The 23,913-nt window shown below is 72.9% G+C and carries 20 protein-coding genes; 10 read left to right on the top strand and 10 right to left on the bottom strand.

Annotation, left to right across the window (positions count from 1 at the left end; all coding sequences use genetic code 11):
- Window positions 1-43: 43 nt before the first annotated feature.
- Complete coding sequence (locus Sspor_RS25270) at window positions 44-1,576, bottom strand: MFS transporter (RefSeq protein ID WP_202201167.1); 1,533 nt, start codon at window positions 1,574-1,576, stop codon at window positions 44-46.
- A gap of 61 nt (window positions 1,577-1,637) precedes the next feature.
- Window positions 1,638-2,369: a TetR/AcrR family transcriptional regulator gene (locus Sspor_RS25265; RefSeq protein WP_202201166.1), complete on the bottom strand. Its 732-nt coding sequence runs from the start codon at window positions 2,367-2,369 to the stop codon at window positions 1,638-1,640.
- A 260-nt stretch (window positions 2,370-2,629) separates the two neighbouring features.
- Between Sspor_RS25265 and Sspor_RS25260 the strand changes: the two genes are divergently transcribed.
- Window positions 2,630-3,907 (top strand): M6 family metalloprotease domain-containing protein, encoded by a 1,278-nt coding sequence (locus tag Sspor_RS25260; protein WP_202201165.1) that lies wholly within the window; start codon window positions 2,630-2,632, stop codon window positions 3,905-3,907.
- A gap of 82 nt (window positions 3,908-3,989) precedes the next feature.
- Here Sspor_RS25260 and Sspor_RS25255 read toward each other — a convergent pair whose 3' ends face one another.
- Together Sspor_RS25255 and Sspor_RS25250 are read right to left on the bottom strand one after the other, a co-directional pair.
- On the bottom strand, window positions 3,990-4,736 hold the full coding sequence (locus Sspor_RS25255; protein WP_202201164.1) for a thioesterase II family protein: 747 nt from the start codon (window positions 4,734-4,736) through the stop codon (window positions 3,990-3,992).
- Between the two features lie 23 nt (window positions 4,737-4,759).
- Window positions 4,760-5,698, bottom strand: a complete 939-nt coding sequence (locus Sspor_RS25250) for a beta-ketoacyl-ACP synthase III (RefSeq protein WP_202201163.1) — start codon at window positions 5,696-5,698, stop codon at window positions 4,760-4,762.
- A 298-nt stretch (window positions 5,699-5,996) separates the two neighbouring features.
- Between Sspor_RS25250 and cseB the strand changes: the two genes are divergently transcribed.
- The 4 genes from cseB to Sspor_RS25230 all read left to right on the top strand — a co-directional run bounded on the left by cseB (window position 5,997) and on the right by Sspor_RS25230 (window position 11,667).
- On the top strand, window positions 5,997-6,770 hold the full coding sequence (gene cseB / locus Sspor_RS25245; protein ID WP_202201162.1) for a two-component system response regulator CseB: 774 nt from the start codon (window positions 5,997-5,999) through the stop codon (window positions 6,768-6,770).
- Between the two features lie 41 nt (window positions 6,771-6,811).
- Window positions 6,812-8,089, top strand: coding sequence for a sensor histidine kinase (locus Sspor_RS25240; RefSeq protein WP_237404018.1), 1,278 nt, complete (start codon window positions 6,812-6,814; stop codon window positions 8,087-8,089).
- 173 nt (window positions 8,090-8,262) lie between these two features.
- A complete protein-coding gene (locus Sspor_RS25235; protein WP_202203849.1) occupies window positions 8,263-9,006 on the top strand; it encodes an ABC transporter ATP-binding protein in 744 nt (247 codons plus the stop codon).
- A gap of 39 nt (window positions 9,007-9,045) precedes the next feature.
- Complete coding sequence (locus Sspor_RS25230; protein WP_202201161.1) at window positions 9,046-11,667, top strand: ABC transporter permease; 2,622 nt, start codon at window positions 9,046-9,048, stop codon at window positions 11,665-11,667.
- Here Sspor_RS25230 and Sspor_RS25225 read toward each other — a convergent pair.
- Entirely contained in the window at window positions 11,664-12,413 is a 750-nt protein-coding gene (locus Sspor_RS25225; protein ID WP_202201160.1) for a 4'-phosphopantetheinyl transferase family protein, read from the bottom strand. The genes Sspor_RS25230 and Sspor_RS25225 overlap by 4 nt on opposite strands.
- Before the next feature lie 34 nt (window positions 12,414-12,447).
- Complete coding sequence (locus Sspor_RS25220; RefSeq protein WP_202201159.1) at window positions 12,448-13,332, bottom strand: hypothetical protein; 885 nt, start codon at window positions 13,330-13,332, stop codon at window positions 12,448-12,450.
- A gap of 123 nt (window positions 13,333-13,455) precedes the next feature.
- On the opposite strand from Sspor_RS25220, the gene Sspor_RS25215 reads away from it, so the two are divergent.
- From Sspor_RS25215 to Sspor_RS25195, 5 genes are all read left to right on the top strand, one after another.
- Window positions 13,456-15,465, top strand: coding sequence for a trypsin-like serine peptidase (locus Sspor_RS25215; protein WP_237404017.1), 2,010 nt, complete (start codon window positions 13,456-13,458; stop codon window positions 15,463-15,465).
- Between the two features lie 330 nt (window positions 15,466-15,795).
- On the top strand, window positions 15,796-16,869 hold the full coding sequence (locus tag Sspor_RS25210) for a polysaccharide deacetylase family protein (RefSeq protein ID WP_202201158.1): 1,074 nt from the start codon (window positions 15,796-15,798) through the stop codon (window positions 16,867-16,869).
- The gene (locus tag Sspor_RS25205; protein ID WP_202201157.1) at window positions 16,866-18,137 is read left to right on the top strand and encodes an FAD-binding protein; all 1,272 of its coding nucleotides are present in this window, start codon (window positions 16,866-16,868) and stop codon (window positions 18,135-18,137) included. The genes Sspor_RS25210 and Sspor_RS25205 overlap by 4 nt, the downstream gene beginning before the upstream one ends.
- Window positions 18,134-18,943 carry a phytanoyl-CoA dioxygenase family protein gene (locus Sspor_RS25200; RefSeq protein ID WP_202201156.1) on the top strand — a complete coding sequence of 270 codons (810 nt, stop codon included), beginning with the start codon at window positions 18,134-18,136 and terminating at the stop codon, window positions 18,941-18,943. Before Sspor_RS25205 ends, Sspor_RS25200 begins: the two co-directional genes overlap by 4 nt.
- Window positions 18,940-19,737: an LLM class F420-dependent oxidoreductase gene (locus Sspor_RS25195; RefSeq protein ID WP_202201155.1), complete on the top strand. Its 798-nt coding sequence runs from the start codon at window positions 18,940-18,942 to the stop codon at window positions 19,735-19,737. Before Sspor_RS25200 ends, Sspor_RS25195 begins: the two co-directional genes overlap by 4 nt.
- Before the next feature lie 224 nt (window positions 19,738-19,961).
- Here Sspor_RS25195 and Sspor_RS25190 read toward each other — a convergent pair whose 3' ends face one another.
- The 4 genes from Sspor_RS25190 to Sspor_RS25175 all read right to left on the bottom strand — a co-directional run bounded on the left by Sspor_RS25190 (window position 19,962) and on the right by Sspor_RS25175 (window position 23,912).
- Window positions 19,962-20,843, bottom strand: coding sequence for an aminoglycoside phosphotransferase family protein (locus Sspor_RS25190; protein ID WP_202203847.1), 882 nt, complete (start codon window positions 20,841-20,843; stop codon window positions 19,962-19,964).
- A gap of 126 nt (window positions 20,844-20,969) precedes the next feature.
- Window positions 20,970-21,806 carry a helix-turn-helix transcriptional regulator gene (locus tag Sspor_RS25185; RefSeq protein ID WP_202201154.1) on the bottom strand — a complete coding sequence of 279 codons (837 nt, stop codon included), beginning with the start codon at window positions 21,804-21,806 and terminating at the stop codon, window positions 20,970-20,972.
- Window positions 21,807-21,835: 29 nt separating this feature from the next.
- Entirely contained in the window at window positions 21,836-23,206 is a 1,371-nt protein-coding gene (locus Sspor_RS25180; protein ID WP_202201153.1) for a glutamine synthetase family protein, read from the bottom strand.
- 1 nt (window position 23,207) lies between these two features.
- On the bottom strand, window positions 23,208-23,912 hold the full coding sequence (locus Sspor_RS25175; protein WP_202201152.1) for a class II glutamine amidotransferase: 705 nt from the start codon (window positions 23,910-23,912) through the stop codon (window positions 23,208-23,210).
- Window position 23,913 lies beyond the last annotated feature (1 nt).

Genomic DNA, 23,913 nt, shown 5'->3' with positions numbered 1-23,913 from the left:
CAGTCATTCCCCAGTCATTCCCGCGGGCCCCCGAAGGGCCTGGTCAGTGGGCGATCACCGGGACCTTGAGCTCGGCCTCCTCGCCGGAACCGGAGGCCACGGGGCCGCCGGCGCCCGGACGGCCGGTGTTGATCAGCGTCAGCGCGATGACCGAGCTGGCGATCAGGATGCCGACCGCCCACCAGATGGCGGACGCGTAGCCCTCGACCATGGCCTGGGCCTGGATCAGCTGCCCGGCCGGGCCGCCCGCCGCGGCCTCGGCCGCGTGGTCGGCCAGGTAGGCGGTGGTCGCCGAGGCGGCGATGGTGTTCAGCAGTGCGGTGCCGATGGCGCCGCCGACCTGCTGCGAGGTGTTGACCATGGCGGAGGCGACACCGGCGTCGGCCGGGTTCACCCCGTGCGTGGCCAGGGACATCGCCGGCATGAACGCCGTACCCATGCCGAGGCCGAGCAGCAGCTGCGCCGGCAGGATCAGCGCCGGGTACGAGGACCCGACCTCCAGCTGGGTCAGCAGCAGCATGCCGAGTCCGGCGACCAGGAAGCCCGGGCCCATCAGCAGGCGCGGCGGGACGCGGGTCATCAGCCGGGCGCCGATCTGGGTGGAGCCCGTGATCATGCCCGCGATCATCGGCAGGAAGGCGAAGCCGGTCTTGACGGGCGAGAAGCCCTTCACGACCTGCAGGTAGTAGGTGAGGAAGAGAAACAGGCCGAACATCGAGATGACGGCGAGGCCGAGCGAGAGGTAGACGCCGCCGCGGTTGCGCTCCAGCAGGACACGCAGCGGCAGCAGCGGGGACTTCACCTTGGACTCGACGAGGACGAACGCCGCCAGCAGGACCGCCGAGGCGGCGAACATGGCCACGGTGACCGCGTTCGACCAGCCGGCCGACTCGGCGCGGGTGAAGCCGTACACGAGGGCCACGAGACCGGTGGTGGACAGGACCACGCCCGGGATGTCGAGCGGCGCGCGGTTGCGGGACCCGGCGGGCTCGCGGATGACCATCCAGGCACCCGCGGCCGCGACGATCGCGAAGGGGATGTTGACGAAGAAGGTCCAGCGCCAGTTGAGGTACTCGGTCAGGAAGCCGCCGAGGATCAGGCCGACGGCGCCGCCGCCACCCGCGATGGCTCCGTAGATGCCGAAGGCCTTGGCGCGCTCCTTGGCGTCGGTGAACATAACGGCGAGCAGCGACAGGGCCGCCGGGGCGAGCAGCGCGCCGAAGGCACCCTGGAGGGCGCGGGCGCCGAGCATCATGGCCTGGCCGTTCGCGGCGCCGCCGAGCGCGGAGGCCAGGGCGAAGCCGATGAGGCCGACGATGAAGGCGTTCTTACGGCCCCACTTGTCGGCGATGCGGCCGCCGAAGAGGAGCAGTCCGCCGAAGGCCAGCGCGTACGCGGTGATGACCCACTGGCGGTTGGCGTCCGAGATGCCGAGGTCGGTCTGGGCGGAGGGGAGGGCGATGTTCACGATGGTCGCGTCGAGGACGACCATCAGCTGCGCCAGGGCTATGAAGACGAGTGCCTTCCAGCGGCTGGGATCGGCGGCCGGCGCGAGACTCGCGGCGGTTTTTGACATGGAGGTACCCACTCACTGTGCGGAATGACTGAAAAAGGCTGGTTTCTAAGCTCTGTGCGCGTCACATGGTTTTCTGCCGCAGGTCGTCCAACGTGGCCGCCGAACCGGGGAGTTCGGAGTGGGCCGGGGCTCGCAACCCGTCGAGGAAGAGCTGGAGATGACGGTGGGCGAAGCGGTCGGTGTCCAGGCAGCCGGTACCCGGGAGGGGGCGACTGAGCTGGGAGAGGGCCACCATCAGATCACCGGCGCCGATGTCCGTGCGGACCAGTCCGGCGTCCTGGCCCGCGGTCAGCAGGGTGACGACGGCCTCCTCCAACGCGGTGCGCGCCGCGAGGAGTTCGGGGTGCTCGCCGTCGAAGCCGTCGGCGAGCATCGGGCACAGGGCGCCGATCCGCTCGTCGGCGGCGGCGTGCGTGAACCGGCACAGGGCGGCGAAGGCGTCGGGCTCCTCGGCGAGGGAGGCCTCGGCCGAGGCCGTCACCCGGCCCATCGTGAAGAGAACGACGTGGTGGACGAGGGTGGGGCGGTCGGGGAAGTGCCGGTAGAGCGTGGCATTGCCGATGCCGGCCCGACGGGCCACCTCGTCGAAGGGGGCCCCCGAGCCGGATTCGACGAAGGCCTCGCGGGCCGCCGCCAGAATCCGCTCGCGGTTGCGCACGGCGTCGGCGCGCGGCCGCGGGACGGCCGTCGCCGCGGGCGCCGGGGTCGAGGTCGGGGTCGGCGCCGGGGTCGGGTCCACGGTGACCGCGGGGGCGGGCCGGGCCGCCGGGGCGATGCTGGTGGAGCTCTTCATTCCGGGGCCTCCCTGGCGCGGACTCGTGGGCTTGCGACTCGGCCACCCCGACCAAACGGGGAGCCGCTCCCCGCTTAGCGGGACTCACATGCAAACGGGGATCCGGTCCCCGGTTATTTCACCCCCGCGTGTGACCTGAGTCACCGGCGTGTCCACGTTCGGCCTCTTCCGGCGCGCGGGCGCGCCACGCCCGGCGGAGGGTGATCGAACAGAGCGCAGACCGGGCAGGGCCGGCTGCCGCGGACCCGAAGGCGATCTCCATGCCGCAGACCCGCCACCGGATACGCAGACCATGCCGCACCAGCGCGTACATCGGCCTGACCGCGCTGGCCCTCGGCGTCACGACGACGGCGAGCACGGGCATATCCGGTCGCGGCAACTCGGCGGCCGGAGCGGTGGCCACGACCGTCGAGTCGGCTCTCGCGCCCTGCCGGATCGCGGGGACCATGGGGGTGCAGATGTCCGAGGGGATGCCGACCCCGCCCGGGTACTCGCGCTCGACCGGCGAGATCCGGGCCCTGAACCTGATGATCGACTTCCCCGACGCCAAGGGCGAGGGCACGGCGGCGGACCGGATGGCGGAGTTCTTCCCCCAGACGGCCGAATGGTTCCGCACCAGTTCCTACGGCCGGCTGGCCTACCGGGCCGAGGCTCCGATAAAGGGCTGGCTGCGGATGCCGATGCCCTTCGCCGCGTACGGGATCGAGCGCGGGTCCGCGTACGAGCCGGGCTACCGGCAGCTCGTCGAGCACATAGCGAAGGCCGCCGATCCCGAGGTGGACTTCGCCCGGTACGACCTGATCAACATCCTGGTCACGCCGAACGCCGGGCCGTCCGCCCTGGACACCGTCCTGTCGGTGACCTTCTCGGGCAACGGTGAGGCGCCGGTCGCCGACGGGGTGCCGCTGGCCAACACGTCCTTCGTCTACAGCCGGCAGGACGACGGCTCCGGCACCTACCGGGAGACCGGTTACCGGGTGCTCCCCCACGAGAACGGGCACGTCTTCGGACTGCCCGACCTCTACACCTCCGACGGCGGGAGCACGGTCGGGCACTGGGACATCATGAGCGAGGACTGGGGTGCCAATAACGACCTCATGGGCTGGCACAAGTGGAAGCTGGGATGGCTGGACAGCACGCAGATCAGCTGCGCGGCCAAGTCCGGCACCAGCGACCACACCCTGGCCCCGCTGGGGACACGGGGCGGCACCAAGCTGGCCTTCATCCCGCTGTCGGAGAGCGCCGGGTACGCGGTGGAGGTGCGCACCCGGGCCGGGAACGACGAGGCCGTCTGCAAGCCGGGCGTCCTCATCTACAAGGTGGACTCCGACGTGGACACCGGGCACGGCCCGATCACCGTGTCGGACAGCGCGAGCACGAGCGGCGGCTGCACCCGGCGGCCCAATGTGCACGCGGAGCTCTCGGACGCGCCGTTCCGGCCGGGCGAGACCTTCACCGACGAGAAGGCGGGCATCAGCGTGTCCGTGGTGGGTGAACTGCGCAACGGCAGTTACCAGGTCCGCATCATCCGGCCCTGACCACCTCCCGCCGGGGTCCCGCCGGGCCGGGACGGGACCGGAGGGCCGGAGTGCCGGGTGCCACGTGGCTCCGGCCCTCCGGTCAGTCCTCCGCGAGCGCCCGGCGCAGTACGTCCACGACCGTGGGGCGGTGCTCGGCGGCCAGCAGGAAGAAGTGGTCGCCGTCGAACCGGTGCACCTGGCACGCCCCGGTCGTGTGGCCGGCCCAGCCGTCCAGCGGCTCGTGCGGGACCAGGGGGTCCGCCGTGCCGCCCAGCACGTGCAGGGGCACGTCGAGCCGTACGTCCGCGAACCCCGCCGCGGCCTCCCGGCCGAGTTCGAGGTCCGCCCGCAGCACCCGCGTCACGTGCGCCAGCATGTCCGGGTCGTGCAGCACCCACTCCGGCGTGCCCCCGCCGTCCCGCAGCAGCCGGACGGCGTCCTGGTCGGTGGTGGCCGCATGGGCCCGGCGCGGGGTCCGGCCGGGGACCTGCCCGCTGACGACGGCGGCCCGGCAGTGCGGGCCGAGCAGGCGCGCGGCGCGGGTGGCGAGGAGCGCGCCGAGGCTGTGCCCGAAGACCACCGTGGGCAGCGGGTCACGGCCGAGCACCTCGTCGGCCACGGAGTCCAGGACCTGGTCGAGCCGGCAGCCGGGCGGCTCGCCGAACCGGCGCTCCCGCCCGGGCAGCGAGAGCCCCAGCACCTCCACATGGCCGGGCAGCGGCTCGACCAGGGGGAACAGGGTGTTGGGGCCCGCCCCGGAATGCGGGAACACCAGGAGCCGCGCCCGGGGCGCGGGTGCCTCGCGCAGCCGCAGCAGCGGCCACCACGGCACGTGCGGGGATGCCATCGCCCCCGGTCCGCCGGGGCCGGTCACGGGCAGTTGATGATCTGGCCGGCGTAGGACAGGCCCCCGCCGAACGCGAAGAGCAGCACGGGCGATCCCTTCTCGATCTCACCCCGCTCGATGAGTTTGGACAGGGCCAGCGGGATGCTCGCGGCCGAGGTGTTGCCCGAGTCGACGACGTCCTTGGCGATGACGGCGTTGACCGCCCCGATCTTGCGCGCCAGGGGTTCGATGATCCGCAGGTTGGCCTGGTGCAGGACGACACCGCCCAGTTCCTCGGGCTTCACGCCGGCCCGCTCGCAGACCTGGAGGGCGACCCGCGGGAGCGCCGTGGTGGCCCAGCGGTAGACCGACTGCCCTTCCTGGGCGAAGGTGTTGGAGGGCGCCTCGATGCGTACGGCCCGGCCCATCTCGGGTACGGACCCCCACACGACCGGGCTGATCTCCGGCTCCTCGGAGGCGACGACGACGGCCGCGCCCGCGCCGTCACCGATGAGCACACAGGTGGTGCGGTCGGTCCAGTCGGCGAAGTCGGTGAGCTTCTCCACGCCGATGACCAGGGCCTTCGTGGCGGAGCCCGTCCGTATGCTCTGGTCGGCCAGGGCCATGGCGTGCGGGAAGCCGGAGCAGGCCGTGTTCACGTCGAGGGCGGCGGGAGCCTGCGCTCCGACCGCGGCCGCCACCCGGGCCGCCGTGTTGGGCGAGCGGTCGAGCGCCGTACAGGTGGCCACGACGACGAAGTCGATGTCCGCACCGGTGAGTCCGGCGTTGGCCAGGGCGTGCTCGGCGGCCTTCGCAGCCATGTCCGCGACCGACTCGTCCTCGGCCGCCACCCGGCGCGTCCTGATCCCGACCCGGCTCTGAATCCATGCGTCGGTGGTGTCGACCATTTGCTCAAGTTCGGCATTGGTCAAGACTTTTGACGGCTGATAGTGCCCGAAGGAAAGGACACGCGATCCGCTCATCAGTGTGTTTCTCCTCGCTCCGTGGACCCCCGGTACGGATCCTGATCGACCGATGATCAGACTATGCAGCGGCCGGCCGGGGCCCGTCCCCGAGAACGGTCGGTTTTCTGCCGTACAACCCACGCATCCGGCCAGGCCCTTCCCGGTCCCGCGTTCTTCCCGGTCCTTTGTATCCGCCGTGTATCGGCCGGCGCTCGGGTGCCGATCGGATCGCGCGCCCGGCCCCGGCAGCGGTTCCCGCGCCCGGCGCCTCCCGTATCGTTCCTTTCCGGTCGCCGGCCGCAGCGTGTGTGGGTGCATGCCGGAACGGCGCTCCGCCCGGCCCGTACGAACAGGAGTCCCGCCCGTGCCCTCGCCCGCCCCGGCCCCGGAATCCCCGCCGCCGGTCCGCGTGCTGCTGGTCGAGGACGACGAGCTGATGCGCCGGTCCTTCGGCGTCGCCCTCGGGCGCTACGGCTACCGGGTCACGGCCGCGGCCGACGGACTGACCGGGCTGGAGCACTTCCGCGACGACGACGGCTTCGACCTGCTGATCCTGGACGTGATGCTGCCCGGCCTCGACGGGATCGGGCTGTGCCGCCGGGTCCGCGAGACCAGCCTGGTACCGGTGCTGATGATGTCCGCCCGCGGCGACGGCCTCGATGTCGTCGCCGGCCTGGAGGCCGGCGCCGACGACTACGTGGTCAAGCCCGTGGACACGTACGTACTCGTGGCCCGCATCCGTTCGCTGCTGCGGCGGGCGGCCTACGCACCCGCCCCGGGCACCGCGACCGCCGCCGGCCAGGACGGCGTACTGGTCTTCGGGGACCTCACCATCGACACCGGCGGGATGGAGGTGTTCCTCTCGGGAAGCCCCGTGGCGCTCACCCCGACCGAGCTGAAACTCCTGCTGGAGTTCGCCGCCCACCCGGGCATCGTGCTGGAACGGCACACCCTGCTGCGCAACGTCTGGGAGTACGGCTGGGACGGTGACAGCCGCGTCGTGGACCTGGCCGTACAGCGGCTGCGCAAGAAACTGGGCCGGGAGCGGATCGAGACGGTCCGCGGCTTCGGCTACAAGCTCAGGCGCTGAGGCCGGTGCATCCCCCGCACCGGCCGTGGTGGCCGGCCCGTGTGCCCCTGCGCTGGAAGATCGCCGCGCTGGCGGCGGCCACGGCCTCCCTGGTCGCCCTGGCGGTGGGCGTCCTCGTCCACCTGTGGACCGCGATGGACATCCGCGACCGGGCCGAGATGGAAGCCACCAACACGGTGTACTCCGCCATGGACGTCTACCGGCGCACCGGAACGCTGCCGGGCGGCGCCGAGCTCGATCCGGCCGACCTGCCCCGCGCACTGCGCCACCCGGCCGACGGCGACCGGCGGGTGGCCTACGACGGGCGCGTCGAGGGGAACCTCGGGCCGAGCGTCTGGGGCACCCAGCGGGTCGGCGGCCCGGGCAGCCCGGTGCTGGCCGTCCGGATCAACATGAGCCCGCAGCTGTACGACCTGCGCCGCCTCGACGCGAGCGTGGCGGTGGCCTCCCTCGTCTCGCTCGCGGCGGCGCTGCCCCTGGCGGTCTACGGGGCCGGGCTGGTCGCCCGCCGCCTGCGCCGGGTCGCCGGGACCGCGGCCCGGATCTCCGCCGGGGACCTCGACGCCCGTACCGGCCCCGCACTGGGTCGGGCCAGGGGCCGCGACGAGGTGACCGACATCGCCGCCACCGTCGACCTCATGGCCGACAGCCTCGGCCGACGGCTGCGCGTGGAGCGTCAGTTCACGGCGGACGTGGCCCACGAGCTGCGCACCCCGGTCGGCGGTCTGCTGGCCGCCACCGACCTGCTGCCGCCCGGCGAGACGGAGGACCTGCTCCGGGCCCGCGTACGGGATCTGCGCGCCCTCGTCGAGGACCTGCTGGAGATCTCCCGGCTGGACGCGGGCGCGGAGGCGCCGGTACGCGTCCGGGTCCCGCTCGCCGCGGTGGTCGCCGAGGCGGTGGCCCGCACCGGCCTCGACACGGAGGTCACCGTCACCGGGGCGCCGCACGGGCCGCACGGGTCGCCGGCATCGGCCGGGGAGACCGGGGAGACTACGGAGACCGTGGAGACCGATCCGCGCCGTCTGGAGCGGATCGTCGGCAACCTCGTCGTCAACGCGCACCGGCACGGCCGCACCCCGGTGCGGGTCACCGTCGAGGGCCGGACCGTCGTCGTCCGCGACCACGGCCCCGGTTTCCCCGCCGACCTGCTGCTCGACGGCCCGCGCCGCTTCCGTACGGGCGCCGCGGAGCGGGGCGCGGGACACGGCCTCGGCCTGACCATCGCCCTGGGCCAGGCCCGCGTGCTCGGTGCCGAACTGCGCCTGGACAACGCCCCGGACGGCGGCGCGGTCGCCACCCTGCGGCTCCCGCACTGACCGACCGGCCGCCCGGCCGCCCCACACGACTGACGCGCAACGGCGCGGAAGCCGATACACGCCCGCCCCGGCCCTGATACGTCCCCCCGACACCCTTCGGCGTGCACCCCTTTCGCACCGCACGCACCCGAAGTGGAGTCCCCGTGACCGCCGACCCCTTCTCCTCCCGACCGATGCCCGGTATCGCGGCCTCCACCACCGACCTGTCGAAGGTCTACGGCAGTGGCGACACCCGCGTGGTGGCCCTGGAGGGAGTCAGCGTCTCCTTCCGGGAGGCCGAGTTCACCGCGATCATGGGTCCCTCCGGCTGCGGCAAGTCCACCCTGATGCACTGCGCCGCCGGCCTCGACTCCGCCAGTTCCGGCTCCGTCCGCATCGGCACCACCGAACTGGGCCCGCTGGGCGACCGGCAGCTCACCGAGCTGCGCCGGGACCGGGTCGGCTTCATCTTCCAGGCGTTCAACCTGCTGCCCACCCTGACCGCGCTGGAGAACATCACCCTGCCCCTGTCCATCGCCGGGCGCCGCCCCGACCGGCAGTGGCTGGACCGCGTGGTGTCCATGGTCGGCCTCGGCGAGCGGCTGGACCACCGGCCCGGACAGCTCTCCGGCGGGCAGCAGCAGCGCGTCGCCGTGGCCCGGGCCCTGGTCACCCGGCCCGCGATCGTCTTCGGCGACGAGCCCACCGGCAATCTCGACTCCCGCGCCGGGGCCGAGGTCCTCGGCTTCCTGCGCGACTCCGTGCGCGAACTGGGCCAGACCGTGGTCATGGTGACCCACGACCCGGTCGCCGCCGGTTTCGCCGACCGCGTCGTCTTCCTCTCGGACGGCCGGCTGGTCGACGAGATGGTGCACCCCACCCCGGACCGGGTGCTGGACCGGATGAAGCAGTTCGACACCCGCGCACGCACGAGCTGACCCGCCCCTCCCCTGTCACCGCCCCGGAAGCCACTCACCATGCTGAAAACAGCCCTGCGCAACGTCCTGGCGCACAAGGCCCGACTGCTGATGACGGTGCTCGCCGTCACCCTCGGCGTCGCCTTCGTCTCCGGCACCCTCGTCTTCGCGGACTCCTCCACGGCCGCCCACCGGGCCGCTCTGTCGAAGGACTACGCCGACATCGCGGTCACCGTGACCCCGAAGGACCCCCCGCCCGGCGCGGCTTCGGCAGCCGGGCCCGCCGGGTCCGCCGGGGACGCCGGGTCCGCCGGGTCCGCCGGGGACGAGCACGCCACCGTGCTCGACGACGTCCTCGCCCGCAAACTGGCCGCACTGCCCGGCGTCGCCGCCGTACGGCCGTCCGCCGACGGCCTGGCCACCCTGAACGCCGCGGACGGCAGCCCGCTGCGCACCGGCAGGACCTGGGCGCACCGGGCGGCCGCCTACGTCCCCGGCGCCGACGGCAAGGACGGCCGCCACCCGCTGACCGAGGGCCGCGCACCCCGGGGCGGCGATGAGATCGCCGTGGACAGCGGCACCGCCGCCGCCGGCCGGTTCCGTATCGGCGCCGAGATCACCCTGGCCACGGACGGCCCGGCCATGAAGAAGCGGCTCGTCGGCATCGTCACCACCCGGGACACCCGGGTGACGGCCGGCGGCACCCTCGCCCTGTTCGACATGGCCACCGCGCAGCAGTTGTTCGCCTCCCCGGGCCGCTACACCTCGATCGACCTGTCCGCCGCCCCCGGCAGCGGCGAGGCCGAACTCTCCCGCCGGGTCGCCGCACTGCTCCCCGCCGACCGGGCCGAGGCCACCACCGGCACCGCCCAGGCCGCCCAGCAGGCCGTCCTCGTCGACACGCTCACCCGCGGCAACGAGAAGCTGTCGCTGGTCTTCGCCGGAGTCGCCCTCTTCATCGGGTCGTTCCTCATCGTCAACACCTTCACCATGCTCGTCGCCCGGCGCACCCGTGAGATCGCGCTGCTGCGCGCGATCGGTGCCACGCGCCGCCAGGTCGTCCGCTCCCTGCTGTGGGAGGCCGTCCTCCTGGGCCTGGCCGCCTCGGCCCTCGGTTTCGTCCTCGGCCTCGGGATCGCCTCCGTACTGCCACGGATCCTGGGCACCGCCGGGGAGTCGCTGCCCCGCGGCCCCCTGGTGATCGGCCCGCTCCCCGTCATGGCCGCGCTCGCCGTCGGGGTGGGCATCACCGTGCTCGCCGCGTGGCTGCCGTCCCGCAAGGCCGCGCGCATCGCTCCGGTCGAGGCCATGCGCGTGGCCGAACAGCCGCCCACCGCCGCCGCCTCCCGGGCCCGCGGTGCGGCCGGGGCCCTCCTGCTCGCCCTCGGCGCCGGACTGCTGCTGTCGCTCGCGGGGGCGAAGGACGCCTCCGAGGAGAACCTGCGGAGCGCGATGTCCGGCTGCGCCCTCCTGGTCGTCGCCGTGATCGTGCTGGCGCCGCTCCTCGCCGTCCCCGTGATCCGGCTCGGCGGACGGCTGACCGGCCGCCTCGGGATCGCCGGCCACCTCGCCCACCGCAACGCGCTGCGCGACCCGCGGCGCACCGCCGCCACCGCCTCCGCCCTGATGGTCAGCACGGCCCTGGTCGCCGGGCTCTCCGTCATCGGCCATTCCACCGGACAGGCCCTCGACCGCCGGGCCGCGGCCGGCCTCGGCGCCGACTACGTGATCAGCACCCACACCGCCTCGGCCGGCATCGACCCGGCCGCCGTGCAACGGGTGACCGCCGCCCCCGGGGTTCGGACGGCGACCGCCGTCGCCGACTCCACCCTCTTCATCGGTGGTGGCGTCCGCGAGATCTCCGGGGTCGATCCGGCCGCCGCCCCGTCCGTGATGAAGCTGGACTTCGTCAGCGGCTCCCTCAAGGACCTCGGACCGGGCCGCATCGCCCTCTCGCGCACCCTCGCCCGGGAGAACGGCGTGAGCACCGGCGGCCGGATCGACGCCCGGATCGGCGGGCCCGGCCAGGACCTCGCCCCGTACACGGTCGTCGGGGTCTACGAGGACAACCCCACCGCCCGCGAAGCGCTGGGCGCCCGCACCGAGGTCCAGCGGAACAGCCTCACCCCCGGCTCCGTCCAGCGCGTCCTCGTCCGCACCGGGGGCGGCGCCCACGACGGGGCCACCGAGGACCGGCTGCGTACCGCCACCGGCGAGAACCCGCTCCTGAAGATCCAGAGCCGGAAGGAACTCGTCCGGGAGGCCGCCGGTTCCCTGAGCACCCTGCTGACCCTGACCTACGGACTGCTCGTCATCGGCGGTGTGATCGCGGCCCTCGGCATCATGAACACCCTCGCCATGTCGGTCTCGGACCGGACCCGCGAGATCGGCGTCCTGCGCGCCATCGGCATGGACCGCGCAGGCATCCGCCGGATGATCCGCCTCGAATCCCTGACGGTGGCCGCCTTCGGCACCCTGCTGGGACTGACGACCGGCCTGTTCGGGGCCTGGACGGTCGGCGCGCTGACCAACGGCGCGCTGAAGGGCTACGCGTTGGCCCTCCCTTGGGACACGCTGCTTCTCGTCTGCGTGATCTCCCTCGCCACGGGCGTGGTGGCGGCCGCGCTCCCGGCCCGCCACGCGTCGGCCCTCGGCCCCCTGGAGGCCGTGGCCGAGATCTAGGGGGTGTCCGGCGGATCACGGCGCCAATGCGCCGAAGGGGCCCGCAGCGCGAGTGCGGCGGCGTAACCCTCGGGGGCCGGCAGGTCGGTGAGGGACCAGTGCGGGCGGACGGAATCGCCGGCCGGGCCGGTCCCCAGGTAGTTCCGGTTGCCCTCGTGCCCCAGTCCCGCTCCGGTGCCCTTGAGGTGGGCCTCCTTGCGCGCCCACAGGCGGGCGAACGCCGCGGCGCGTCCGGCCTCGGGGAGCGCGGCCAGTTCCGCGGACTCGGCGGGGTGGAAGAACTCCTCGCTCTGCGCCACCACCCGCGGTGCCGGCAGGGCCTCGACGTCGACCCCGACCGGGGTGGACGCGCAGGCGAGGAAGACCGCGTCGCGGCTGTGCGACAGGGAGAAGTGGGCGCGGCCGCCCACGAGGGCCGGACGGCCGTCCGGGCCGCCGCACTCGGGACAGGCCTCGCGGGTCATGGCCAGATCGCGCGGAGCGGTGTCGAGCAGGGCACCCAGCAGCAGCCTCAGCGCCACGTGCGCGACGAGGTACGAGCCGCGGTCCTGGGGGCGTACGAACCGGTCGGCCCGGCGGCGCTCGGCGGCGTCGAGCACGTCGGGCGCGAGGCGTTCCGCGAACGGGGCCTGCGCCTCGGCGTCCACGTACCGTACGAGGGCCTCGCCGGCAGCGGGCGGCCGCTGCGCCCGGACCGGCCGGTCGAGCCGCAGCGCGAGGGAGTCGAGGCCCGCGGTGGTGGTCATCCGGAAATCCTAAGCACCGGTGACGGCACAGGCGTCAGAGGGAAGAGGACGAGGACGAGAACGAGCCACGACGGCGCCGGGCCAGCACGTAGGCCCCCGCGCCCGCGGCGCCCAGGCCGGCGGCCGCGCCGCCGACGAGCCAGGGTGTCCGTCCCCCGGCCGGTTCCGACGCCCCGTCCCGACACGAACTGCGGGTCGCCTCATCGGTTTCGGCCACGCGGTAGCGGGCCCAGACCTCGTCCCTGCCCACCCAGCGGACCTCGTACAGACCCGGCCCAGCATCGCAGCGGATCGTGGCCGTCGCCGTCACGACCGCCCTGGCCCCGCGCATGACGGGCCGGTCGGTGAAGCCCGGCGAAGTGAGGGACTCTTCGTTCCCCCGCTCCGAGGCCGTGGGCGTCACCTTGGCCCCGGGCCGGAACGTCCTTACGTCCCACGGTGATTGCGGCCAGGAATCTCCGGCGGGCCAGCGCTCCTCCAGCTGCTCCGGGGGGAGGGCCGCGACCTTCGCGGGGCAGGCCGCGCGTTCCTCCGCGCCGATGTCCGCGACCGTGACGGTCACCCAGGGACTGCCCTTGCCCTCCCCGGCGTCCTTGCCGCGCATCGTCGTCTCCACCGGGTAGACGCCTGGCGGGGTGTCACACGCCACGGTGGCCACGGCGGTGATGACGGGATCGTCCATCCTCAGCGTCCCGTGCTGGACGAAGATCTTGGAAATGACCCAGTCCCCGTTGATCCCCGGCAGGTGCGGGGGTGCCGTGAAGGTGAGCCGGTCACCGGGGCGGGCGGACAGTTCGGCCCCCACCGGCAGCGGGGCGGGCGGATCCGCGGCCTGCGCCGCGAGGGCGCTCGCCGCGGGCGTCATCAGGAGTAACGACAGCGCGGTGGCCCCGCCGATCCTCATCGCGATCGTGCGCATGCGGCCCCATTTCATTTCCGTTGACGATCTTCCTGGTCCCTGCATACCGTGCCGGACATCGAACTGGCGCACGAATTCAGCTCGTTGCTCCGCCTTGCACCTCTCCTGGAAAGTAAGAGTCCTTTGAGATCCAGATGGTTCACCGTCTTCTTCGCCCTTGGCGCGATCGGCGCCTTATTGGGCTCCGAACCGGCTCTCGCCGCGAGCGCCACCCCGAGCCCTGGCCCCACCCTTCCCCTGGTCGGCGTCCAGCCGCAGCCCGCGGCCACCATGACGCCGAAGGCCCCCGCCACCACCGCGCCGACGGCCCGCGCCACCCCGGGCCCGAGCGCCAGCACGCCGGTCGTGCCTGCCGCTCCTGCCGCGCCGCCCGCGCCGGCCCAGCCGGCCACGACGCCCCCTCAGACCCCCGCCGAGAGGCTGCGCGCCGAAGAGGCGTACTGGACGGCCGAACGCATGGCCGCCGCCGTGCCCGTCGACGCCAAACGCGGCCAGGACCCGGCCGGAAAGGCCGCGGGCAAGCTCAGCGCACAGGCCGCACCCCCCTCGGGCACCCCCACCGGCTCCTTCTTCGACGGCATGCCGATGGTGGGGACGTTCTTCTACGGGGCGGACTCGGTCGGCAAGGCGAACACCTCCTGCACCGGCAGCGTCGTCCGCAGCGCGGGCAAGAACATGGTGCTCACCGCGGGCCACTGCGCGGACGACATGAAGAAGCCGAACAGCCACGCCGTCTTCGTGCCGCAGTACCGCCACGGCAAGGCCCCCGGCGCCCAGCCCCACGGCATCTTCCCGGTCAAGGTCAACGGCGTCTACATAGACCCCCGTTACCACTCCAACAGCAAGGGCGCGGACTCCGACCTGGACCTCGCCTTCGCGCTGGTCGAGCCGAACGGCAAGGGACAGGCCGAGAACGTCACCGGGGCGCTCACCTTCACGCCGGGCAGCACGTACGACCACAAGGTCACCGTCGTCGGCTATCCCTCCGGTTCGAGCGTCAACAAGGACCACCGGGCCTTCCGCTGCGACGTACCCACCACCCGCCTGGCCGGTTACCGGCAGATGCAGATGCTGTGCAACGGGTTCTACAGCGGCGTGTCCGGCGGCCCCTGGATCAAGGACTACGACGCGGCCACGCGCACCGGCAAGGTCATCGGCAACACCGGCGGGTACTACGGCGGCGGCGACGACGCCAACCACTCCTGGATCACTTACGCGCCGGTGTACGGCAAGGACGCCCAGGACCTGTACGACGACGCCGGCGCCGGCCGCGACCCGGACAAACTCCCCCGGCCGCCGTACCAGGGACCCACGGACAGCCCCCTCCTGCCCGGCCTCGGGGACCTGTGGACCCACGCCAAGGCGATGGCCTCCGGCGACTTCACCGGCAACGGCCGCAGCAGCCTGCTCGTGGTCTGGACGGACGGCGAGGTCACCCTCTTCCCCGGTGACGGCCAGGGCGGCTTCCTGCCGGAGCGCCAGCTCCTGGCGCCCAACGGCACCTGGAAGCCCATCGCCACCATCACCGCCGGCGATTTCACCGGCACCGGCGAGTTCGACCTCATGGTCCGCTGGGACGACGGACGGATGACCCTGCACGGCGACGTCGGCTCCAACGGCCTCGGCACGTCGATCGAGATGGCCCCGTCCGGGTCCATCTGGAGCCACGCCACCCAGATCGCCGCCGGCCGGTTCAACGCCTCCACCTACGTCACCGACCTCATGGTGCGCTGGTCCGACGGCGAGCTCAGCCTCTTCACCAACGTGAGCGCCGGCACCATGGGCCAGGAGTACAAGCTCAAGGACCCCAACAGCACCTGGAAGGACGCCACGCTGCTGACCTCCGGGCAGTACTCCGGCAACCAGAAGTGGGACCTCATGGTCCGCTGGTCCAGCGGCGCGCTCAACAACTACGTCGGCACCACCACCGGCGGCCTGGGCGCCGAGCAGCCCGTCCACGGCCCCAACAAGACGTGGACCCACAGTGAGGTCATGACCACCGGCCAGTTCACGGGCGACGGGCTCACCAACGACCTCATCATCCGCTGGAGCGACGGCGAGACCACCATGTACCGGGACACCCGGATGAACGGCCTGGGCTCGGAGCGCATGCTCGTCCCCCCGAGGACCTGAGGCACCGGCCCCGGACCCGCCCCCAGCCGGCCATCGTCCACCGGGCCGCATCCTCGCCCGCGGCACCCCGCCCGCGGCCGTCTTCCGCCCTTCCCGGGCGAAGACGGCCGCGGGTTCGGCTTTTCAGGTGACCGGCCCACCGCACCTCCCTCACCACCTCCCGCCCAGCCGCGGCCACCCCCAGGCAACTTAATTGCCAGATCTTGACACCAGTGTGCCAATCAACAATGCTCGTGGGGTCCACGCAGCATGCACTGGCGCGACAGCCAGCACTGTTGTGCTGGGCAGATCTGACACACGTTGACACTAATTTGCCAAGCTGGGGGGCAGATGCTCTATTCAGGAATCTCCTGGAGCGCCGACGGCTTCACGGTGGACGTCATCGACGAGCACGGGGAGCAGCGGCGGCCGACACGGCGGTTCGGACCCCGGCACACCCACGAACTGATCGGCTACCTGCGGGGCTTCGAGGAGGAGCCGGCCGCCGTCGTCGACAGCACCAACGGGGTGCTCGACGGGCGCATGATGGCCGAGGGTCTGACCGTCTACCGCGCGGACCCCCAGCACCTGGGCGAACGCCCGGTCTTCTCCTCGGTGCCCGCCGCCGACATCGCCGCGGCCGCGCTCCGGGGACTCGGCGCACTGACCCGGCTGCAGCGCGACCGGGGCACCCAGACCGGGCGGGAGGGCGACCTTGTGGAGTCCGCCCGCGGCAGCGAGCAGGCCCTGGCCGAGTGGACCCGGCGGGGTACCTGCGTCAGCCGGGGCAGCGGTGAGCGCCGGGAGATCTCGCTGACCTTCGACGACGGCCCGCAGCCGCCCTACACCGGGCAGGTGCTGGACGTCCTGCAGCGCTACGACGTGCCGGCCACCTTCTTCTGCACCGGCATGTACGCGTCGGCCTATCCCGAGTACCTCGCCCGCATGCGGGAGGAGGGCCACGGCATCGCGAACCACACCTGGTCGCACCCCATGCTCTTCGAACTGACGCGGCCCCAGCTCGTCGAGCAGCTGGACCGGACCAACGAGGCGATCGCCGCGGCCACCGGCGGCCGGGCACCCACCCTCTTCCGGCCTCCGTACGGCTCGCGCACCCCGGAGACGCTGGGCTGGCTCGCGGAAGCGGGACTGACCACGGTGCTGTGGGACGTGGCCCCCGACGACTGGGCCATGCCCGGCGCGGGCACCATCGCCACCAGCGTGGTCGAGCAGGCCCGGCCCGGTTCCATCGTCCTGCTGCACGACAGCGGCGGCGACCGCTCGCAGACGGTGGCCGCCCTGGCCCCGATGATCGAGGGGCTGCTGGAACGCGGTTTCCGCATCGTCCCGGTCGAGCAGCAGCTGGGCGCACACGCGCCCGTACCCGCACCCGCGCTCGTCGGTGGCCGGCGGTGCATGCGATGACCGGGACGCTGAGCAACTGGGCGAACAGCCTGACCTACGGCGCGCGCCGGGTGCACCGGCCGCGCACCGTCGACGCACTGCGTGCGCTCGTCGCCGGCACGGACCGGATCCGCGCGCTGGGCACGCGGCACTCGTTCAGCGGGGTCGCCGACACCACGGGCGATCTCGTACGTCTGGACGGGCTCCCGGAGTCCATGGAGCTGGATCCGCAGGCCGGTACCGTGACGGTGGCGGCGGGCACGCGCTACGCCGAGCTGGCGCCGTACCTGCACCGGGCGGGCTGGGCGCTGGGCAACATGGCCTCCCTGCCGCACATTTCGGTGGCCGGATCCGTCGCCACCGGAACCCACGGTTCGGGGGACAGCCAGCGCTGTCTGGCCGCGGCGGTGTCCGCACTGGAACTCGTCGGTCCGCAGGGCGACCTGGTCGAACTGCGCCGGGACACCCACCCGGAGTTCGCCGGCGCGGTGGTGGCGCTGGGAGCACTGGGCGTGGTCACCCGGCTCACCCTGGACCTCGAACCCGCCTACCAGGTGGCGCAGACGGTCTGCCCGGACGTGCCGCTGGACGAGGTCGCCGCCGACCTGGACGCGGTGTTCGGTGCGGCCTACAGCGTCAGCCTGTTCACCGACTGGCGCAGCGGCCACGGCTCGGTGTGGCTCAAGCGCCGTACCGACCGGCCCGACTCCGGCTGGGGCCGCGGACGCGGGGCGGCCGCGCCGATGCACCCGGTGCCCGGGGTCGATCCCGGTTCCAGCACCGAGCAGCTGGGCGTGCCCGGCCCCTGGTACCAGCGGCTGCCGCACTTCCCGCCCGAGCTCACGCCGGGCGCCGGCGAGGAGTTGCAGTCGGAGTACTTCGTGCCCCGGAGCCTGGCGGCCGCCGCGTTCGCCGCGCTCCGGGCCCTGGGCGACCGGATCGCGCCGGTGCTGCACATCGCCGAGGTGCGCACGGTCCGCGGCGACGACCTGTGGCTGAGCTCCGCCTACGGACGGGACACCGTCACCTTCCACTTCACCTGGCTCAAGGACCTGCCCGCGGTACGACCGGTGATCGCCGCCGTCGAGGAGCAGCTGATGCCCCTGGGCGCCCGGCCGCACTGGGCCAAGCTCACCGAGACCCCGGCCGAGCGGATCACCGCCGGCTATCCGCGCGCCGCGGACTTCGTCCGCCTCGCGGAGCAGCACGACCCGGACGGCAAGTTCCGTTCCGCGTTCACCGATCAGTTCTTCACCAATCCGCAGAAAACAATGGGGGTAATGCGATGACACCGAACGCTCTTCTGCTCGCCCACGACAAGCCGGCCGCATTGCGTCCCGATCAGCTGCGGCAGTTCCAGGAGCTCGGCTACCTGGTCCTGCCCGGCTTCCTCGATCGGGACCTGGTCGCCCGGATGAGGCACGAGGTCGACCGGTGGGTGGACGACGGCCTGCGGGCGCGTTCCATCGACTCGGTGAAGGACCCGGAGAAGTTCGGCGTGCCGCCGGTCATGGAGCTGGAACTGCCCGCCCACGGCGAGCTGATCACCTGGTCCCCGCTGCTGGAGATACTCGACCAGCTGGTGGGCGCGCCCTACGCCTTCCACCACCTGCACAGCGACCGCCAGGCCCCGGACATCCCCGGCAAGCCGTGGCACCACGACTACGAGCACAGCACGCAGACCGACCGCTCCGCGACCATGATCCACGCCCTGCACTACCTGGACGGCCTGAGCACCGACACCTCCTCGCTCGTCGTGCTGCCCGGTTCGCACCGCGAGCGCGTGGACAAGACGGCCCGCGCGCACCTGGGCACCGAGCCGCTGCCCGGTGAGGTCGTGCTGGAGGAGCTGCCCCCGGGCAGCACCGTCGTACTGCACTCGGCGCTGTTCCACGCCCGCCGGCCCCGCCCGGGTGTGCTGGGCAAGCCCCGCTACTTCGTCGACGCCTCCTACTGCGAGGTCGGCCCGCTGTGGCCGCCGGTCAAGCCGTACTGGCGTTACATGCTGCGGCGGGCCCGGGAGCTGAACCTGGCGCCGGACCGGTCGGAGCTGTTCACCGAGCTGACCTTCGCCGAGTACAGCAGGCCGGCATGAGCGGGCGTCCCGTACGCATCGGGCTGCAGCTGCAGCCCGAGCACGCCGACTACGCGACGATCCGGCGGACCGCGGCCGAGGCCGAGGCGCTCGGCGCGGACGCGATCTTCATCTGGGACCACTTCTTCCCGCTCACCGGAGAGCCGGAAGGCAAGCACTTCGAATGCTGGACGGTCCTCGCGGCGCTGGCCGAGTCCACCTCCACGGTGCAGCTCGGGCCGCTGGTGAGCTGTGTCGGGTACCGCAATCCCGATCTGCTCGCGGACATGGCCCGCACGGTCGACCACATCAGCGGCGGACGGGCCATGCTCGGTCTCGGCTCCGGATGGTGCGAGAAGGACTTCACCGGCTACGGCTATCCGTTCGGCTCCGACGGCGAGCGGCTCCGGGAGCTCGCCGCTGCGATCCCCCGGGTGAAGTCCCGGCTGTCGAACCTCAATCCGGCTCCGGCCGGGCGGCTGCCCCTGCTGCTCGGCGGGGGCGGCGAGAAGCGCACCCTGCGCCTGGTGGCCGAACACGCGGACATCTGGCACGCCTTCCACGACCCGGCGACCATCCGGCACAAGCTGTCCGTCCTGCACAAGCACTGCGCGGACGTCGGCCGGGATCCGGCCGAGATCGAGGTGTCGACGAGCGTGTCCGGCCTGGCCGCCCACGAGGGCGACCCGCGGGAAATGGGGCCCGAGCTGCGGGAACTCGGCGTCTCGCTGTTCATCGTCGGCGCCGGCGGCCCCGATTTCGACCTCGGCACGCTCCGCCGGTGGATCGACTGGCGCGACGGGACGAACGCGTGAGCACGATCGACATGCTCCACCGGCGGATCCGGCTGCACTGGCGGCTGGTCCGGCGCGAGGCGGTCTTCACCAGGCAGCAGACCGCCTAGCCACGGCCGCGGCCGCGGCCGCGGCGCGGACACGGACACGGACACGGACACAGACGCACCGAAGAAGAGGGGCGCTCCCGACCGGGAGTGCCCCTCTCGTGTGTGCCGTCGTCCGTGCCGTCGTCCCGGTCCGCGCTATGCGGAGGCGAGGACCTCCCGGATGACGTGCCGGGCGTTGGCCGAGATGACCGGGTTGGTGCTCCGGTAGTACGGCAGCTGGATGACCGCCATGGACAGCGCCCAGCCCCGGCTGCGGGCCCAGGTCGCGTCGTCCACGTCCACGGCATCGCGGTACGCCCGCCGCGCCGGGGCGGGCAGCAGGTTCCAGGCCGGGATGAGATCGGTGGCCGGTTCGCCCATGCCGACGGTGCCGAAGTCGATGACCGCGCCGATGCGGTCGCCGGCGAGCAGCAGGTTGCTCGGCATCAGGTCGGAGTGCGTCCAGCAGGCCGGGCCCGTCCACCGGGGCGCGGCGAGTGCCTCGTCCCAGGCCGCGGTGATCTCGTCGGCGTCGAAGGGCTCGTCGGTGCGGCGCAGCGCCTCGATCGCCGCCCGCATCTCCCGGTCCTCGGCGATCAGCGGCTCGCCGCGGTGCGCGGGCGGACCTCCGGGGAGGTCGATCCCCCGGATGGCGACCGCGAAGCCGGCGAGGTCGCGGGCCACGCGCTCGGGGTCGGCGAGGTCGCCCTCGACGGGGGTGCGGCCCTCGATCCACCGGTGCACCGCCCAGGCCAGGGGGTACTCCTCGCCAGGGACGCCGGTCGCCACCACCTCGGGGATGGGCAGGGGCAGCAGCGGCGCCAGCCTCGGGAGCAGCCCTGCCTCCATGGCGATGGCCTCGGCTCCGCCGGGACGCAGCGGGAGCCGGACGGTCAGGTCCTCGCCGAGCCGGTAGATCGCGTTGACCGTTCCTCCGGAGGCGAGCGGGGTGACCGGAAGGTCCGCCCACTGGGGGAACTGAGCGCGCAGCAGCCGCCGGACCAGGCCGGCGTCGGTCTCCGTCTGGTCCGCGTGCATCTTGCCCATGTGTCTGTCAGCCCTCTCGATCGCTGCCCGGATCGTCGCATATTCGGATCGCGACCCGGGGTGGGAAAACGGCAGGTGAAAAAGCGGCCGGCCCCGGAGGGCCGGCCGCGGGTCCGGTCATGGACCGGGTGGGCGGAGGTGGAGCAGGGCCGCCCACGGCAGCCACGCGTTCTTCTCGCGGCTCAGCCGGTCCAGGGCGCGTTCCCCTAATCGGCGGGCTTGCGCGTGGTCGCCCTGGCGGGCGTGCAGCGTGCTCGCCACCCACAGGGCCTCGACGTGCAGGGGCCCGGGCTCCGCCGCGGTGATCTCGCACAGTTCGCGGGCGTGGGCCCGGGCCTCGTCCGGGCGGCCCGACTCGGCCTCCGCGCGGATCAGCGCGTGCAGGGCGTCGGACCGGTCGTCCACCGACAGGCCCTCGGCCAGGCGGTGTGCCTCCTGTGCCTCGGCGCGGGCGCTGTCGGCGTTCCCCAGCCGCAGGGAGCACCGGGACAGCCGGGTGCGGGCTCGTACGGTCAGCTCGGGGATGCCGATCGACTCGCTGAGCTCGCCGAGCTCGACGAGGAGCTCGTGTGCGTCCTCGTACCGGGCCTCCTCGTCCCGTACCGAGGCCAGCAGCCACAGCGACTGCCAGCGCAGGCCGGGATCGAGCCGGTCCTCGCCCGCGTGCAGCAGCACGGCGAGATCGTCGGCGACCGTGCCGATGCGCGCCGAGGACACGGCCAGGGCCAGGGCCAGGGCCAGGCTCCGGCTCGACTTCCTGGCGAAGGCCGACGGCGGCAGGCCCAGCTGCCTGGTGAGATGTTCGAGGACCCGTCGGGTGGGCGGCCGGGTGCCCGACTCAAGCCGGGACAGGTAGCCGGTGGAAAGGCCGCCGGCGGCCAGCGCGGCCTGCGACAGTCCTCGCTCCTTGCGCAAGGCCCTCAGCCGCAGCCCGAAGGCGGGTTGTTCCAGCACTGCGACCTCCGGTGACGGGCGCGGGCCCGTCAGTAGCGGGTGGTGTAGGTCAGGAAGGCGAGGTCGTCCCCCATCTCCTTGACCGCCCGGATGTCGGCTTCCTTGATCGCGGGATACACCTGCCGGCGCAGCGGACCCAGGACGTCCATCAGGTAGTCGTCCCGGCGCAGTGCCTCCAGCGACTCCTCCAGGGACCGGGGCAGGCCCAGCCCGAGGCGGTCGCGTTCCGCGTCGGACAGCCCGTTGGGGTCCTCCGCGAGCTGGGGTCCCGGATCGATGCGGTGGTTGATGCCGTCCATGCCCGCGTAGATCACCGCGCCCATGGCCAGGTACGGATTGGCGGTGGAGTCGACCGCCTTGAGCTCGACGTTGGTGGACGCGGCCGCGGCGCCGCGCAGCCTGCTCGGGATCCGTACGGCGGCTTCCCGGTTGTCCTGGCCGTAGCCGGCGTGCGCGCCGGACCACATGCCCGGCCGCAGCCGCTCGTAGCTGTTGACGCTGGGACAGGTCAGGGCCAGCAGGCCGGGCAGGTGCCGGAGCACCCCGCCGATGAAGTGGTAGGCCGTCTCGGACAGGCCCAGTGCGTCCGCGCCGTCGGCGAACACGTTCTCCTTGCCCCGGCCCGTGCGGTCCTGCCACATGGACAGGTGCAGGTGATTGCCGTTGCCCCGGAAGCCGGGGGCGGGGGTGGGGGCGAAGGTCGCCCACAGGCCCATGGAGGAGGCCATCCCCCGGGTGATCACCTTCTGCCACACCGAGAGGTCGGCCGCCCGCAGGGCCGGTCCGTGCCGCAGGGTCATCTCGTGCTGTCCGGCGCCGAATTCGGGGTGGTACACCTCCACGTCGATGCCCTGCCCCTGCAGGCCCCGAAGCAGCTGGATCACGTAGTCGTTGGCGGCGTCGAAGCCGGTGTTGTCGAAGCACAGGCTGTCGTCGAGCACGTGCAGCGCGCCGGCCTCCGGCCGGGTGCCGCAGAGCGTGAACTCCGGTTCGAAGGAGGCCACGACCTCCCGTTCGCCCGCCGCCGCGAGCGCGGACTTCAGGAAGGTACGGGGGCAGGCGTCCCAGGGCTCGTCGTCCAGCTGGACCAGGTCGCACAGCATGGCGCCGGAGCCCGGCGCGTGCGGGAGCGCGACGAAGGTCTCGGGGTCGGGGACCAGGCGCACCTCGCCGACGGCGTCGAAGCCGGGCACCGGCACACCGATGTCCATGAGGCCGGCCGCCTGCCGGGACTTGGCCAGCCCGATGCCCGATGCCATCCGGGATTCCAGGTACCGGCGGGTCACCGCCTTGCCCCGGACGATGCCGTTGTGGTCGACCCACAGGAAGCGGATCAGCTCGACGCCGTGCGCGTCGATCTTCTGGAGTACCTGCCGGTACGCGTCGCCGGTCCCGGACATCTCACGCCTCCTTCGGGAACGGGAAGTACGAGACGGTCCCGGCCGGCAGCGGTTCCCACTGCCCGGCCGGGGCGAGTCCCGGGACCACCTCGGAGGCGATGACCTCCAGGCCGGGCAGGCTCAGGCGCTGCATCGCGAAGAACACCGGGGTGGCCACCCCGGGCGCGCTCCAGTGCACGAGGTAGGCGGCCCCGGGATGCACGGCGATGGCGTTGCCGGAGTTCCCGCCGGGCGGCAGCGCGTCCAGCTTGGCGAGTGCCTGCGCCGCGTCGAGGCCGTCGGCGCCGTGCGGGACGAGGTAGTCGAAGTACTCGCGCGAGTCGAACTCGGAGGCGGGCAGGCCCAGCCCCTGGTACGCGGTCGGCAGGTAGCCGTTGTGCATGAAGTACCAGCCGTCGTCCCGCGTCAGCGGGTGGGTGAAGCCGAGGCCGCGCTGGGACTCCAGGCTCGCGTTGCGCGTGTGGACGGCCAGGAAGTCGGTCTTGGTGTCCGGCAGCGGGGACGCGTGCAGGCTGTCGGCGAACGGCCGGACGTCGGTGTGCGCACGCAGCCCCTGCCCGGGCTCGCGCCAGACCGCGCCCCACCCGTGCGCGTGCACCTTGGTGGGGTTGTCGTGATCGGCGGTCCGGCCACAGCTCATGTCCAGGGCGGCGGCGGTGATGTCCGCTACGGCGAAATCCCCGGAGGCGAGGATGAGTCGGCACATG

Source organism: Streptomyces spororaveus, assembly GCF_016755875.1.
GTDB lineage: Bacteria > Actinomycetota > Actinomycetes > Streptomycetales > Streptomycetaceae > Streptomyces > Streptomyces spororaveus.
Note: the sequence above shows the minus strand (reverse complement) of the source record. Positions and strands in the feature narration are given on the sequence as shown.

Excerpts from the sequence above, each read along its gene's own strand:
- Sspor_RS25270 (WP_202201167.1), bottom strand. The coding sequence starts at position 1,576 with ATGTCAAAAACCGCCGCGAGTCTCGCGCCGGCCGCCGATCCCAGCCGC.
- Sspor_RS25265 (WP_202201166.1), bottom strand. The coding sequence starts at position 2,369 with ATGAAGAGCTCCACCAGCATCGCCCCGGCGGCCCGGCCCGCCCCCGCG.
- Sspor_RS25260 (WP_202201165.1), top strand. The coding sequence starts at position 2,630 with ATGCCGCAGACCCGCCACCGGATACGCAGACCATGCCGCACCAGCGCG.
- Sspor_RS25255 (WP_202201164.1), bottom strand. The coding sequence starts at position 4,736 with ATGGCATCCCCGCACGTGCCGTGGTGGCCGCTGCTGCGGCTGCGCGAG.
- Sspor_RS25250 (WP_202201163.1), bottom strand. The coding sequence starts at position 5,698 with ATGAGCGGATCGCGTGTCCTTTCCTTCGGGCACTATCAGCCGTCAAAA.
- cseB (WP_202201162.1), top strand. The coding sequence starts at position 5,997 with ATGCCGGAACGGCGCTCCGCCCGGCCCGTACGAACAGGAGTCCCGCCC.
- Sspor_RS25235 (WP_202203849.1), top strand. The coding sequence starts at position 8,263 with ATGCCCGGTATCGCGGCCTCCACCACCGACCTGTCGAAGGTCTACGGC.
- Sspor_RS25230 (WP_202201161.1), top strand. The coding sequence starts at position 9,046 with ATGCTGAAAACAGCCCTGCGCAACGTCCTGGCGCACAAGGCCCGACTG.
- Sspor_RS25225 (WP_202201160.1), bottom strand. The coding sequence starts at position 12,413 with ATGACCACCACCGCGGGCCTCGACTCCCTCGCGCTGCGGCTCGACCGG.
- Sspor_RS25220 (WP_202201159.1), bottom strand. The coding sequence starts at position 13,332 with ATGCGCACGATCGCGATGAGGATCGGCGGGGCCACCGCGCTGTCGTTA.
- Sspor_RS25210 (WP_202201158.1), top strand. The coding sequence starts at position 15,796 with ATGCTCTATTCAGGAATCTCCTGGAGCGCCGACGGCTTCACGGTGGAC.
- Sspor_RS25205 (WP_202201157.1), top strand. The coding sequence starts at position 16,866 with ATGACCGGGACGCTGAGCAACTGGGCGAACAGCCTGACCTACGGCGCG.
- Sspor_RS25200 (WP_202201156.1), top strand. The coding sequence starts at position 18,134 with ATGACACCGAACGCTCTTCTGCTCGCCCACGACAAGCCGGCCGCATTG.
- Sspor_RS25195 (WP_202201155.1), top strand. The coding sequence starts at position 18,940 with ATGAGCGGGCGTCCCGTACGCATCGGGCTGCAGCTGCAGCCCGAGCAC.
- Sspor_RS25190 (WP_202203847.1), bottom strand. The coding sequence starts at position 20,843 with ATGCACGCGGACCAGACGGAGACCGACGCCGGCCTGGTCCGGCGGCTG.
- Sspor_RS25180 (WP_202201153.1), bottom strand. The coding sequence starts at position 23,206 with ATGTCCGGGACCGGCGACGCGTACCGGCAGGTACTCCAGAAGATCGAC.
- Sspor_RS25175 (WP_202201152.1), bottom strand. The coding sequence starts at position 23,912 with ATGTGCCGACTCATCCTCGCCTCCGGGGATTTCGCCGTAGCGGACATC.